Raw genomic sequence first — 12391 nt, 5'->3', positions numbered from 1 at the left:
TCCTTGTGTGCTCCGAGGGGGCGGGGCCGTGCCGGCCCCGCCCCGGCGCCGGTGTACCCGCTCTGACGCGCGCGGAGCACGCGGGGTTTCGCCCAGGGTCTACTGGCGGTAGTTCTCGACCTCGGAGGCGGGCCGGACCTCGGCCTCGTCGGGGTCCTGACCGAACTCGCTGCGGGCCCGGCGCTGACGGAGCAGGTCCCAGCACTGGTCGAGGGCCTGCTCGACCTCCTTCATGCGAGAGCGCTCGCGCGGGTCCAGGCCGTCGGAGCTGGAACGCAGCGCGTGCTCCTCGTCGATGAGTCCCCGGATGGTGGCCATGATGTCGTTCTCGGCGCTGTCAGTCATACCGCCATGGTCGGTGCGGGACGGGCTCGCGGGCAAGGACCCCCGCCTTCCGGTTGCCCGGAGCGGACGCGGTGTTTACGGATGGTGCCCGGTTTTCCCTTCGTCTGGGAAACTCCTACTACGGTCGTATTGGCGGCGACGCGCGCCCGGGCGGCGCGCACCGGCGGAATGCGTTCCCACCCCCGGCGGTTGGATACCGCGAGGGGGTATGGTAATGGCATCTGAGCAGGAACGACACGGAAGCGGAAGCATGGCTGCGACCCACGGTTACAGTAACGACAAGCAGAGTCACATCAACCGGCTGCGCCGTATCGAGGGGCAGATCCGCGGCCTGCAGCGGATGGTGGAGTCCGACCAGTACTGCATCGACATCCTGACCCAGACCTCGGCGGCCAACAAGGCGCTGCAGTCCTTCGCGCTGTCCATGCTCGACGAGCACCTCAAGCACTGCGTGTCCCACGCCGTGGCCAACGGCGGCACCGAGGCGGACGAGAAGGTGCGCGAGGCCTCCGACGCGATCGCCCGCCTGGTCCGCTCCTGAGGGCCCCCCGTCCGGGGTGTACGGAGGAGCGGCCGCCCGCGCGTGTCGGCCAGCCGCGCGGGACGGCCGGCCGACGGGTACGGGCGGCGCGGGGCCTCACTCCCCGTCGCCGTAGCGCTGGCTCAGGTTGTCCAGCAGGCGCGCCCCCTCGCGGCGCGAGCTCTGCGCGTCCAGGTAGTCGACCGCCTCGTTGGCCACGAACGAGGACGGCCTGCCCTGGTCGGCGAAGCCCAGCCGGGAGATGTCGCCGCCGGTGAACTTGCGGATCGCCCAGTTGGCCAGGATGCGCGCCCGAGCCGTCGCGGAGGGCACCGCGAGCGTGTGGTAGCCGCGCGTCACCCCCAGCGCGGGCAGCCCGCTCAGCTCGATGTTCATGACGCGCGCCAGCGCGTCGTTCCCGCTCAGGTCCACCACCAGGCCCAGGTCCCGGTGCCGGAACTCCTTCAGCGGACGGCCCAGGACGGAGGCGACCACGTTCTCGGCGGCGGTGGCCGCCTGGCGCGTGGCGTACTGCGCCGTCGGCGGGCAGTAGGCGCTCTCCTCGTGCGAGAGGTTGGGCACCGCCGCGGCGTCGCCCAGCGCGAACACGTCGTCCAGGCCGGGTACCCGCAGATCCGACCCCACCTCCAGGCGGCCCTTCTGGGTGGGCTTGTCCAGCGTCTGCATCAGCGGGCTGGGCGAGACCCCGGCCGTCCAGATGAGGGTGCGGCAGGGCAGCGCTCGGCCGTCGGTGAGGACCACCTTGTCCGCGGTCACCTCGCGCACGCTCACCTTGAGCTTGACCTCGATGCCCATGGAGCGCAGCATGTCCAGCGCCTTGCGGCCCAGGCGGTCGCCGAGCTCGGGCAGCACCTTGGGCGCGATGTCGACCAGGTGCCAGCGGATCACCGAACGCAGCTCCGGGTAGCGCCGGGCCGCCTCCTCGCACAGGCGCATGAGCGAGGCGGCGGTCTCCACGCCGGTGTAGCCGCCCCCGACCACGATGAAGCGGCAGCGCTCCTCCCGCTCGGCGGGGTCGCGGCTGTCGTTGGCCAGTTCCAGCTGGGCGAGCACGTGGTCGCGCAGGAGCACCGCCTCGGCCAGGGTCTTGGCCCCGTAGGCGTGCTCGGTCAGGCCGGGGATGTCGAAGGCCCGGGTCACCCCTCCCGGGGCCAGGACCAGGCGGTCGTAGCGGACCGGGGCGAGTTCGCCGGTGGGCCGGCAGACGATGACCACGCGGTCCCGGGTGTCCACGCCGACGGCGTGCCCGGGGACGAGCCGGGTCTGCCTGGTCAGCCGGTGCACCGACATGGCCACCGACTGGGGTGTGAGCAGCCCCGAGGCCACCTGGGGCAGCAGCGGGCTGTAGAGCATGTAGTCGTGCGGCGCCACGAGGGCGATGTCGGCCGCACCCACGGGGATACGGCGTTCGAGTTGGCGCAGGGTGTGCAGTCCACCGAAACCCGCGCCGACCACCACGATCCGAGGCCGGGACATAGACAGCGCTCCTCTCCGTGTCGTGGGGCGGGACGTCTGTGTGCCGTCGTCGCTGCACTACCCACTTCACCGCGGCGAATGTGTGGCGCCCCGGATCCCCCGGAGCGCGGCGCCCGGGGCGCTCCGGGGGCCTCCGCCTCCGCCGAACCCGGTCGGGGCCGCCCGGAAGCCCCCGAAACTCCCGGGAAACGGCTGGTACGTGACGCGTGGACACTTTATGTAACAGAATTATAACTGTACGGCATGGAAGCGACACGAGAGGAGCCGTGAACGCGTATGCGTTCGTTCACCAGAGCCACCACCACCGCTCTGGCCGCCGCGCTGGCCCTGTCCGGCGCGGGGGCCGCCCTCGCCGACGTACCGGAGGCCGCCGGCGGGCAGCAGCGCCCGCTCCAGGGGGTCCTCGGCATGGTCCTCCAGGACCTGCTGGGCCAGGGGGGTTCGGGCGGAGGCACCACCGTTCCGACGTCCGACCCCGAGGACGACGCCGACCCCGTTCCGGCGGACGTCCCGAACACGCAGGGGGACACCACCGCGCCGGAGGAGGGGGCGCCCGAGGACGCCACCGCCCCGGAGGAGACCCCCGGGCAGTTCCCCGGGGGCCAGGTCCCCGGACAGCAGGGCACCGGGTCGCAGGGCCCGGCGCAGGGGACCCCGGACTTCGGGGGCATGACGCCGTAGCGCACCGCGCCGGCGGGGAGGGCGGGCCGTCCGCGGACGGCCCGCCCTCCGCCGTCTGTCCGGGGTCCGGTACAGCTTCCGGCCAAGAACCGGTCCGCGTCGGGCCGACCAGCGCCGGTTCCGGGGTCCGCGCCCGCTGAGGGGCGGCGGCCCCGGGACGGCGGGGCGCGGGGCGGCGGGGCGCGGGGCGCGCGGGCCCCCGGCGGATACCTCAGCGCGGGAGGGCGGCGGGCACGGTCAGCGCGGCCCGGCCCATGTCCAGCAGCAGCTCCGCCATCTGCTCGCGGGAGAGCTCCCCCCGACTGTGCGGGGTGGAGTTGAGCAGGCCGAAGACGGCGTGCACGGCGGCGCGCAGCACGGCGGGAGGGGCGTCGGGGCGCAGCCGGGCGAGCACCCCCACCCACTGCTCCACGTAGCCGCGCTGCAGGCGGCGCACCCGGCGCCGGTCGGTGTCGGTGAGGTTGCCCAGCTCCCGGTCGTGCACGGTGATGAGGTCGGGTTCGTCCAGCGCGAAGGCGATGTGCCCGCGCAGCAGCGCGTCCAGGGCCTCCTCCGGTCCGGTCGCGCGCGCCACCCGTTCGCGGCCCTGGTGCGCCAGCCGGTCGCTGACGTCCACCAGCACCTCCCCCAGGAGGGCCTGCTTGCCGGCGAAGTGCCGGTACAGGGCGGGGCCGGTGGTGCCGACGGCGCGGCCGAGGTCGTCGATGGACACCCCCCGGTAGCCGCGCTCGGCGAACAGCCGCGCGGCCGCGCCCAGGATCGCGATCCGGCGCCGCCCTCTGACCGACATCGCCCCTCCCCGTGTTCCTCCAGGCCCTGGACACCCATGTTAGTAGTTACTAACATCGCAGATGTTAGTGAGCATTAACACCCTCCACGAGAGGACACCATGAGCAGGGCACCTGTGCTCGGCACGGCGGTGGACACCGCCGGGCCCGCGTTCGCCGCCAACGACGCGGCGAACCGCGCCCTCGCCCTGGAGCTGCGCGAGCGGATCGCCACCGCGGCCCTGGGCGGCCCGGAGAAGACCCGGGCACGGCACGTCGAACGCGGCAAGCTCCTGCCGCGCGACCGCGTCGACCTCCTGCTGGACCCCGGCTCCCCCTTCCTGGAGATCGCCCCCCTGGCCGCCTACGGGCTCTACGGCGCCGACGGCCAGGACGCCCCCGGAGCGGGCATGATCGCGGGCGTGGGGCGGGTCATGGGCCGCCCGACGGTCGTGGTCGCCAACGACGCCACGGTCAAGGGCGGCAGCTACTACCCGATGACCGTCAAGAAGCACCTGCGCGCGCAGGAGGTGGCGCTGCACAACCGCCTGCCGTGCGTCTACCTCGCCGACTCCGGCGGCGCGTTCCTGCCCATGCAGGACGAGGTGTTCCCCGACCGCGAGCACTTCGGCCGGATCTTCTACAACCAGGCCACGATGTCGCGGCTGGGCATCCCGCAGATCGCGGCGGTGCTGGGCTCGTGCACCGCGGGCGGCGCCTACGTCCCGGCGATGAGCGACGAGGCGGTCATCGTCCGCGAACAGGGCACGATCTTCCTGGGCGGCCCTCCCCTGGTCAAGGCGGCCACCGGCGAGGTCGTCACCGCGGAGGAGCTGGGCGGCGGCGACCTGCACTCGCGGGTGTCGGGGGTCACCGACCACCTGGCCGACGACGACGCCCACGCCCTGACGATCGTGCGGCGCATCGCCGACACCCTGGGCCCGCCCGGACCCCCCGCCTGGGAGGTGCGCGAACCCCGTCCTCCCGCGCTGGACCCCTCCGAGCTGTACGGGGTCGTGCCCGCCGACACACGCACCCCCTACGACGTGCGCGAGGTCATCGGCCGCGTGGTGGACGGCAGCGAGTTCACCGAGTTCAAGGCCGAGTACGGCACCACCCTGGTCACCGGCTTCGCCCACATCCACGGCCACCCGGTCGGGATCGTGGCCAACAACGGCATCCTCTTCGCCGAGTCCGCGCTCAAGGGCGCCCACTTCATCGAGCTGTGCGACCGGCGCGGCGTGCCGCTGGTGTTCCTGCAGAACATCTCCGGGTTCATGGTCGGCCGGGACTACGAGGCGGGCGGCATCGCCAAGCACGGCGCCAAGATGGTCACCGCCGTGGCCTGCGCCCGCGTCCCCAAGTTCACCGTGGTCGTCGGCGGGTCCTTCGGCGCGGGCAACTACAGCATGTGCGGCCGGGCCTACTCCCCCCGGTTCCTGTGGATGTGGCCCAACGCGCGGATCTCGGTGATGGGCGGCGAACAGGCCGCCTCGGTGCTGTCCACGGTGCGCCGCGACCAGCTCGCCGCGCGCGGCGAGGAGTGGTCGGCCGAGGACGAGGAGGCCTTCAAGGCGCCGGTCCGCGACCAGTACGAGGAGCAGGGAAGCCCGTACTACTCCACCGCGCGGCTGTGGGACGACGGCGTGATCGACCCCGTCGACACCCGCGACGTGCTCGCCATGGCCCTGTCCGCCGCCCGCCACGCGCCCCTGGACCCGGTGGGCTACGGCGTCTTCCGGATGTGAGGAACCCTTGACCACCACGACACGACCCCTGACCCCCGCGACGGTGCTCGTCGCCAACCGGGGCGAGATCGCGCTGCGGATCCTGCGCACCCTGCGCCGGATGGGCCTCGGCTCGGTGGCGGTGTACACCGACGCCGACGCCGACGCCCCGCACACCCTGGCCGCCGACCGCGCGCTGCGGGTGGAGGGCTACCTGGACGCCTCCTCGATCGTGGCCGCGGCCCTGGAGGGCGGCGCCACCCTGGTGCACCCCGGCTACGGCTTCCTGTCCGAGAACGCCGACTTCGCGCGGGCCTGCGCCGAGGCCGGGCTCGTCTTCGTCGGCCCGCCCGCGGCGGCCATCGAGGCGATGGGCGACAAGATCCGCGCCAAGGACACGGTGGCCGCCGCCGGGGTGCCCGTGCTGGGCGGGTTCACCGAGAAGCCCGGGCAGCCCCTGGACGACGGCGAACTGCTGGAGGCCGCCGCGCGGACCGGCTACCCGCTGCTCATCAAGCCCTCCGCCGGAGGCGGCGGCAAGGGCATGCGGGCCGTGCACTCCCCCGACGACCTGGCCGCCAGCGCCGCCGCCGCGCGCCGGGAGGCCCGGGCCGCCTTCGGCGACTCCACCCTGCTCGTGGAGCGGCTGGTCCAGCGCCCCCGGCACATCGAGGTGCAGGTCCTGGCCGACGGCCACGGCACCGTGCTCCACCTGGGTGAGCGCGAGTGCAGTCTGCAACGGCGCCACCAGAAGGTGGTGGAGGAGGCGCCCTCCCCCCTGCTCACCGAGGAGCAGCGCACCGCCATGGGCGAGGCCGCCGTGGCCGCCGCCCGCTCCTGCGGGTACGTGGGCGCGGGCACGGTGGAGTTCATCGCCGAGGCGGACGCGGACGGCGGGCTGTCCTTCTCGTTCCTGGAGATGAACACCCGCCTCCAGGTGGAGCACCCGGTCACCGAGGAGGTCGTGGCCGTGCGCGGGCGGCGCGGCGTCGACCTGGTGGAGCTCCAGGTGCGGGTGGCGCTGGGCGAGCCCCTGCCCTTCGGCCAGGCGGACGTGTCCTGGCAGGGCCACGCCGTGGAGTCGCGGATCTACGCCGAGGACGCCGACCGGGGCTTCCTGCCCACCGGCGGTCCGGTCCTGGCGCTGGAGGAGCCCGCCGGGGCCCGGGTGGACTCGGGTGTGGCCGTGGGCGGCGAGGTGACCTCCGCCTTCGACCCGATGCTGGCCAAGGTGATCACCTGGGGGCCGGACCGGGCCGAGGCGCTGCGCCGGATGGACGCGGCCCTGGGCGGCTACGTGCTGCTGGGGTGCGTCACCAACACCGCGTTCCTGCGCCGCCTGCTGCGCCACCCGCGGGTGCTGGCCGGGGACCTGAGCACCGACCTGATCGAGACCGACCCGCCCGAGCCCGCGCCGTCGGCCCTGCCGGAGGAGGTGTACGCGGCGGCGGCCCTGGACCACCAGCTGGACCTGGAGGGCGCGGCCTCAGCGGACCGGTTCGCCACCCCCGACGGGTGGCGGATGGGAGCTCCGGCGTGGACGCCCTGGCGGCTGCGGGCGCCCCGGCACGACTCCGCCGTCGTCCGGGTGCGCCGCGACGGCCCGCCCGGCTCCTACCTGGTGCGCGTGGAGGGGGCCGAGGCGTCGGACGGGCCCGTCGCGGCCCGGGCCCGCCGCTCGGCCGACGGCACGCGGCTCACGGTCACCTACGCGGGCCGCACCCGCACCTACACGCGCGCCGACGACCCCGCCACCGCGCACCGGTGGCTGGGGGCCGGGGGCCGGGCGTGGACCCTGCACGAGGAGCCCGTGGCCTCGGCGCTGCGCGCGGACGACGCCGCCGCCGACGGGACCGTGCGCAGCCCCATGCCCGGGACGGTGCTCTCCGTCGCGGTGGAGGTGGGGCAGACGGTGGGCGCGGGTACCCCGCTCGCCGTCGTCGAGGCCATGAAGATGGAGCACTCCGTCACCTCACCCGTCGACGGGACCGTCACCGCCGTGGCGGTACGCCCGGGCGCGTCCGTACCCATGGACGCCCTCCTGGTCACCGTCGAACCCGTCCGGGACGCGTCCGCCCACACCCGGGAAGCGTCCTCCCCCGCCACCAGCGAGGAGCACCAGCCATGAACCGTCACCAGCTCTCCACCGAGCACGCCGACCTGCGGGCCGCCGTGGAGGAGTTCGCCCGCACCGAGGTCGCCCCGGTCATCGGCGACTACTACGAGCGCGAGGCCTTCCCGTACGAGGTCATCGCCAAGATGGGGCGGATGGGCCTGTTCGGGCTGCCCTTCCCCGAGGAGCACGGGGGCATGGGCGGCGACTACTTCGCGCTGTGCCTGGCCCTGGAGGAACTGGCCCGCGTGGACTCCTCTGTGGCCATCACCCTGGAGGCGGGCGTGTCCCTGGGGGCGATGCCCATCTACCGGTTCGGCACCGAGGAGCAGAAGAAGGCCTACCTGCCCCGGCTGTGCTCGGGCGAGGCCCTGGGCGCGTTCGGCCTGACCGAGCCGGACGGGGGCTCCGACGCGGGGGCCACCCGGACCACGGCCCGCCTGGAGGGCGGGGAGTGGGTGATCAACGGGACCAAGTCCTTCATCACCAACTCGGGCACGGACATCACCGCGCTGGTGACCGTGACGGCCGTGACGGGCAGGCGTGGGGACGGGCGCCCGGAGATCTCCTCGATCCTGGTGCCCGCCGGAACGCCGGGCTTCTCGGTGGGCCAGAAGTACTCGAAGGTGGGCTGGAACGCCTCCGACACCAACGAGCTGGTCTTCGAGGACTGCCGGGTGCCCGAGGCCAACCTCGTCGGCGAGCGCGGGCGCGGGTACGCCCAGTTCCTGCGGATCCTGGACGAGGGCCGCATCGCCATCGCGGCGCTGTCGGTGGGCCTGGCCCAGGGCTGCGTGGACGAGAGCGTGCGCTACGCCCACGAGCGCAGCGCCTTTGGCAACCCCATCGGCCACTACCAGGCGATCCAGTTCAAGATCGCCGAGATGGAGGCGCGGGCGCACACCGCGCGGCTGGCCTACTACGACGCGGCCTCGCGGATGCTGGCGGGCGAGCCGTTCAAGAAGGAGGCGGCCATCGCCAAGCTGGTCGCCTCCAACGCGGCCATGGACAACGCGCGCGACGCCACGCAGGTGTTCGGCGGCTACGGGTTCATGAACGACTACGCCGTGGGCCGCTTCTACCGCGACGCCAAGATCCTGGAGGTGGGCGAGGGCACCAGCGAGGTGCAGAAGATGCTCATCGCCCGGGAGCTGGGCCTGCCCGCCTGACCGTTCTCCGGAGGGGCCCGGGCCCGCGGGGCCCGGAGCGCGCCGGAGGTCCGAAGCGGGTTCGGGCTCCCGCGGTGTTCGCGCACCGCGGGCGCCCGGACCCCGCCCCGGAGGGCCCGGGAACGACACGGTTCCGGGGCCCCGGCCGCCGCCCCGCCTCAGGCGAACAGCTCCACGACGTCGTCCATGGCCGTGACGAGGACGCCGGCGACCGCCCCCGCCAGCACGGCGACGGCCACTCCGGCGGGCTCGGGCACGCCCGCGGACGCCGCGCCGAGTACGCCGAGCACGGCCGCCGCGCCCAGTCCCGCGTTCCGGACCACGTGGCGCGGCGCGTACGCGGCACCGGTGCGCCCGAAGCAGTGGCAGCGCGCGGAGGGCCTGCGCCGCAGGGAGAACACGACCACCGCGGTGAACACCCCCAGGAGGGCGAGTGCGCCGGCGAAGGCGAGCCCCGCGGCGCTCTCGACCCCCACCGCGTAACCGCCGAAGGCGGCGACCACGACGGTCTCCGCCGCGGGCACGCCCACGGCCACGGGGAGCAGCAGGCGCCGGGGGACCAGGCGCAGCGGCTCCAGCGCCTCGGCGAAGGCCCGCGGGTCCCGGAACTTGCCGAACGCGGAGACGGCGAAGACGGTCGCGAGCAGGGCCGCCGCCCCCGGAACCACGTACTCCCACGGCAACGCCATCACCCCTCCAGCCGTCGCAGTACGGTCCCCGCGACCCGGACGACCGGCACCGGCCCGAAGTCCCGCGAGTCGCGGCTGCGGCCGAGGTTGTCGCCCATCACCACCAGGTGCCCCTCGGGCACCGTGCCGGTGTCGTGGGCGACGCCTTCGGGCAGGGGCTCACCGGCCACCGCGACCACCCTCTTGACCAGGTAGTTCCTTCTTCGGCGGTTGCGTTCGTCGCGGACCACGGGCGCCTCCGGGTCGCGCAGGACCACCAGCTGGCTCCGGGAGAACACCGTGTCCCGGCCCGCGCGCACGGCGAGCATCCGGTCCCCGTGGGACAGCGTGGGCAGCATGCTCTCCCCCAAGACCTCCGTGACGAAGACCCTGCCGCGTATCCACAGCAGGACCCCCAGCCCCGAAGCCGCGACCGCGACCACGGCCGTCGCGGCGGACACGAGCAGGATCAGCACGGCGCGCCCTCCTCGCGGTACCCCTCGGCCTGCACCGAGAACAGCCGGGCGTACACCCCTTCGGCGGCGATCAGCTCGGCGTGCGTACCGGTCTCGGTGATCCTCCCCCCGTCGAGCACCACGATCCGGTCGGCGTCGCGCAGCGCGCCGAGCCGGTGGGACACGAGCAGGCTGGTGCGGTCCCGGCGGTGCTCGCTGAGCCGCGTGTGCAGTTCGTACTCCGCCTCCGCGTCCAGCCCCGCGCTGGGCTCGTCGAGGATGAGCAGGTCGCGCTTCTCGCGCAGCAGCGCGCGGGCGATCGCGACCCGCTGCTGCTGTCCGCCGGAGAGGGCGACGCCCCCGGCGCCCTCCTCCCCTTGGAAGAAGGTCCGGGTGATGAGCGTGTCGTACCCCCGCGGGAGCGCGGAGATCACGTCGTGGACGCCCGCCCGGCGGGCGGCGGACTCGATGGCCCGCCGGTCCCCGGAGTGGGCGCGGTCCCCCAGGCCGATGTTCTCGGCGGCGGTCATGTCGTAGGTCATGTAGTCCTGGAACACCGCGCCGATCCGCTCGCGCAGGGCCGCCGGGTCCACCTCCCGGATGTCGGTCCCGTCCCAGGTGATGGAACCGCGGTCCGGGTCGTAGAACCGGCACAGCAGCTTGACCAGGGTGCTCTTGCCCGAGCCGTTGCGCCCCACCAGGCCGAGCGCCGTCCCGGCCGGGATGTCCAGGTCCACGCCGCGCAGGACCCAGGGGTGGTCGGGGGTGTAGCGGAACCACACGTCGCGCAGCTCGATCCGGCCGGTCAGGGGGGCGAGCGGTGCCGACTCCGAGGGCAGGTCGGGGCGGACCGCGACCACGGCGCGGTAGTGCGTGAACAGCAGCAGGCGCCCGTGGGCCTGGGCCAGGAGCGAGATCACCCCGGCCATGCCCTGCTGCACCGCTCCCGCGGCGGCGATGTAGAGGGCGACGTCTCCCACGGCGCCCGAACCCGAGCCGGACTGGAAGATCACCCAGACCAGCCCGCCGCCGGAGATCAGCGCGGCCAGCAGCCCGGCCGCGACCTGGACGAGCATGTCCCTGCGGTCCATGCGCCGCAGCTCGGCGTTGGCGGTCCTGCGCTCGGTCAGCATGCGTCCGCGCAGCATGTCACCCAGTCCGAAGAGGCGGATCTCCTTCGCCGCCTCGACACTCGACATCAGGTCCCGGTAGAAGAGCTCGCGGCGCTCGACCGGGCCGAGCCTCCAGACCATGGCGGCCCGTCGGCGCGACAGCTCCAGCTGCGCCCACAGCGCGGGCAGGGTGCCGAGCAGGACGGCTCCGGCCAGCAGGGGGTGGATGACCACGAGGGAGCCGACGAAACCGAGGATGGTCACGAGCCCGCCGAGCAGCCCCAGGACGGCCTGCAGGACCTGCGCGGGCGTCTGCCCGCCGTTGTCGGCGGCCAGCCGCAGGCGGTCCAGGAAGGCGGGGTCCTCGAACCGGCCGAGCCCGGGGAGCCGGTTGACCGCGCTGAACAGGCGGTCGTCGGCGTGCAGGCCGACCCTGCGGCCCAGTTCGTCCTCCGCGTAGATCTGCAGCGCCGTGGTCGTCGCGGTCACCAGTCCGAGCGCCGCCAGCACCACGGCGAGGGTGAGCACGGTCGCCGCCGCGGCGCCGACGGACAGGTCGTTGAGCACGGTGCGCATGAGCCAGGCGGTGGCGACCGGTACCGCGCCCGCCGCGGCGGCGAGTGCCGCCAGTCCGAGCGCCCACCAGCGGCCCGCCCGCCACACGAGCCCCACGGCGGGGCCCAGTCCGGCGACGACCTCGCGCCAGCCGAGCCCCGGCTTGTTCTCCTCGGTGTCCATGCCTCACCCGGCCGCCGTGCTCAGCGCGGCACCGCCGGCCCTGGGCGCGAAGAGGCTGGTCGCCGTCACCACACCGTTCTCCAGCGTGACGAAGGCGGGGGTGCCCTGGATGTCGAAGAGCCTGGGCAGCGGCCCCTCCCAGGGCTGGACCACCACCGGAACGGCCGGTTCCAGCCGGTCGACCATCTCCTCCTCCGTCCCGTCCTCCTCGACCACCACGGCGAGCACGCGCGCGTCCGGGTGCCGCGCGGCGTAGTCCAGGAGGAGGGGCAGCCGCTTGCGGCAGGGCGAGCAGTCCGGGGAGAGGAAGGCCACCACGAGGCGGTCGGTGTCCGCTCCGAAGGACAGTTCCGCGCCCCGGGTGGACGTGGCCCGCAGTTCCCCGACCGGGGTGCCGACGGACACCGCGGAGGCCGGGACGTCCTCCTCCGTCGAGGAGGGGCGTTCTTCCAGGAGTTCGGTGTGCTGCCGCAGCCTGCGGACCACCCCGATGGACAGCAGCAGGTTCACGAGGCCCAGCGCCCCGACCAGTACCACCGCGACGACGACGAAGAACACGACACGCCTTTCTCTCGGAACCGGTTCCGCGGGGGCGGGGC

The 12391-nt window shown here is 74.0% G+C and carries 12 protein-coding genes; 5 read left to right on the top strand and 7 right to left on the bottom strand.

What is annotated here, in order from left to right; all coding sequences use genetic code 11:
- Positions 1 to 99: 99 nt before the first annotated feature.
- On the bottom strand, positions 100 to 345 hold the full coding sequence (locus FYW95_RS16915; RefSeq protein ID WP_159942283.1) for a DUF2630 family protein: 246 nt from the start codon (positions 343 to 345) through the stop codon (positions 100 to 102).
- Positions 346 to 595: 250 nt separating this feature from the next.
- Here FYW95_RS16915 and FYW95_RS16910 point away from each other — a divergent pair, with 250 nt between their 5' ends.
- Positions 596 to 886: a metal-sensitive transcriptional regulator gene (locus FYW95_RS16910; RefSeq protein WP_160050556.1), complete on the top strand. Its 291-nt coding sequence runs from the start codon at positions 596 to 598 to the stop codon at positions 884 to 886.
- 96 nt (positions 887 to 982) lie between these two features.
- Here the strand turns inward: FYW95_RS16910 and FYW95_RS16905 are convergent, their stop codons facing one another.
- Positions 983 to 2362 carry an NAD(P)/FAD-dependent oxidoreductase gene (locus FYW95_RS16905; protein WP_159942285.1) on the bottom strand — a complete coding sequence of 460 codons (1380 nt, stop codon included), beginning with the start codon at positions 2360 to 2362 and terminating at the stop codon, positions 983 to 985.
- 276 nt (positions 2363 to 2638) lie between these two features.
- Between FYW95_RS16905 and FYW95_RS16900 the strand changes: the two genes are divergently transcribed.
- The gene (locus FYW95_RS16900) at positions 2639 to 3043 is read left to right on the top strand and encodes a hypothetical protein (RefSeq protein ID WP_159942286.1); all 405 of its coding nucleotides are present in this window, start codon (positions 2639 to 2641) and stop codon (positions 3041 to 3043) included.
- A 211-nt stretch (positions 3044 to 3254) separates the two neighbouring features.
- Here FYW95_RS16900 and FYW95_RS16895 read toward each other — a convergent pair whose 3' ends face one another.
- Positions 3255 to 3833, bottom strand: a complete 579-nt coding sequence (locus tag FYW95_RS16895) for an SACE_7040 family transcriptional regulator (protein WP_159942287.1) — start codon at positions 3831 to 3833, stop codon at positions 3255 to 3257.
- Between the two features lie 99 nt (positions 3834 to 3932).
- Here FYW95_RS16895 and FYW95_RS16890 point away from each other — a divergent pair, with 99 nt between their 5' ends.
- Genes FYW95_RS16890 through FYW95_RS16880 form a run of 3 tightly spaced genes read left to right on the top strand, consistent with a single transcriptional unit; the run spans position 3933 to position 8819 of the window.
- The gene (locus FYW95_RS16890; RefSeq protein ID WP_370462374.1) at positions 3933 to 5558 is read left to right on the top strand and encodes a carboxyl transferase domain-containing protein; all 1626 of its coding nucleotides are present in this window, start codon (positions 3933 to 3935) and stop codon (positions 5556 to 5558) included.
- Positions 5559 to 5565: 7 nt separating this feature from the next.
- A complete protein-coding gene (locus FYW95_RS16885) occupies positions 5566 to 7665 on the top strand; it encodes an ATP-binding protein (protein WP_159942288.1) in 2100 nt (699 codons plus the stop codon).
- Positions 7662 to 8819: an acyl-CoA dehydrogenase family protein gene (locus FYW95_RS16880; RefSeq protein WP_159942289.1), complete on the top strand. Its 1158-nt coding sequence runs from the start codon at positions 7662 to 7664 to the stop codon at positions 8817 to 8819. The genes FYW95_RS16885 and FYW95_RS16880 overlap by 4 nt, the downstream gene beginning before the upstream one ends.
- A 158-nt stretch (positions 8820 to 8977) precedes the next feature.
- Here FYW95_RS16880 and FYW95_RS16875 read toward each other — a convergent pair whose 3' ends face one another.
- The 4 genes from FYW95_RS16875 to FYW95_RS16860 are packed head-to-tail and all read right to left on the bottom strand — an operon-like array spanning position 8978 to position 12350.
- On the bottom strand, positions 8978 to 9508 hold the full coding sequence (locus tag FYW95_RS16875) for a MauE/DoxX family redox-associated membrane protein (protein ID WP_159942290.1): 531 nt from the start codon (positions 9506 to 9508) through the stop codon (positions 8978 to 8980).
- The gene (locus tag FYW95_RS16870; protein ID WP_159942291.1) at positions 9508 to 9963 is read right to left on the bottom strand and encodes a S26 family signal peptidase; all 456 of its coding nucleotides are present in this window, start codon (positions 9961 to 9963) and stop codon (positions 9508 to 9510) included. The genes FYW95_RS16875 and FYW95_RS16870 overlap by 1 nt, the downstream gene beginning before the upstream one ends.
- Entirely contained in the window at positions 9957 to 11792 is a 1836-nt protein-coding gene (locus FYW95_RS16865) for an ABC transporter ATP-binding protein (RefSeq protein WP_159942292.1), read from the bottom strand. The genes FYW95_RS16870 and FYW95_RS16865 overlap by 7 nt, the downstream gene beginning before the upstream one ends.
- Before the next feature lie 3 nt (positions 11793 to 11795).
- Positions 11796 to 12350 carry a TlpA family protein disulfide reductase gene (locus FYW95_RS16860; RefSeq protein WP_159942293.1) on the bottom strand — a complete coding sequence of 185 codons (555 nt, stop codon included), beginning with the start codon at positions 12348 to 12350 and terminating at the stop codon, positions 11796 to 11798.
- Between the last annotated feature and the right edge of the window lie 41 nt (positions 12351 to 12391).

It is taken from the genome of Nocardiopsis sp. FR4 (genome assembly GCF_009830945.1).
Lineage (GTDB): Bacteria > Actinomycetota > Actinomycetes > Streptosporangiales > Streptosporangiaceae > Nocardiopsis.
This window is presented reverse-complemented; position numbering and strand designations above follow the sequence as displayed.

What these genes read in the sequence shown, in the direction of transcription:
- FYW95_RS16905 (WP_159942285.1), bottom strand. Translation starts at nt 2,362, where the DNA reads ATGTCCCGGCCTCGGATCGTGGTGGTCGGCGCGGGTTTCGGTGGACTG.
- FYW95_RS16890 (WP_370462374.1), top strand. Translation starts at nt 3,933, where the DNA reads ATGAGCAGGGCACCTGTGCTCGGCACGGCGGTGGACACCGCCGGGCCC.
- FYW95_RS16895 (WP_159942287.1), bottom strand. Translation starts at nt 3,833, where the DNA reads ATGTCGGTCAGAGGGCGGCGCCGGATCGCGATCCTGGGCGCGGCCGCG.
- FYW95_RS16865 (WP_159942292.1), bottom strand. Translation starts at nt 11,792, where the DNA reads ATGGACACCGAGGAGAACAAGCCGGGGCTCGGCTGGCGCGAGGTCGTC.
- FYW95_RS16915 (WP_159942283.1), bottom strand. Translation starts at nt 345, where the DNA reads ATGACTGACAGCGCCGAGAACGACATCATGGCCACCATCCGGGGACTC.
- FYW95_RS16900 (WP_159942286.1), top strand. Translation starts at nt 2,639, where the DNA reads ATGCGTTCGTTCACCAGAGCCACCACCACCGCTCTGGCCGCCGCGCTG.
- FYW95_RS16910 (WP_160050556.1), top strand. Translation starts at nt 596, where the DNA reads ATGGCTGCGACCCACGGTTACAGTAACGACAAGCAGAGTCACATCAAC.
- FYW95_RS16875 (WP_159942290.1), bottom strand. Translation starts at nt 9,508, where the DNA reads ATGGCGTTGCCGTGGGAGTACGTGGTTCCGGGGGCGGCGGCCCTGCTC.
- FYW95_RS16880 (WP_159942289.1), top strand. Translation starts at nt 7,662, where the DNA reads ATGAACCGTCACCAGCTCTCCACCGAGCACGCCGACCTGCGGGCCGCC.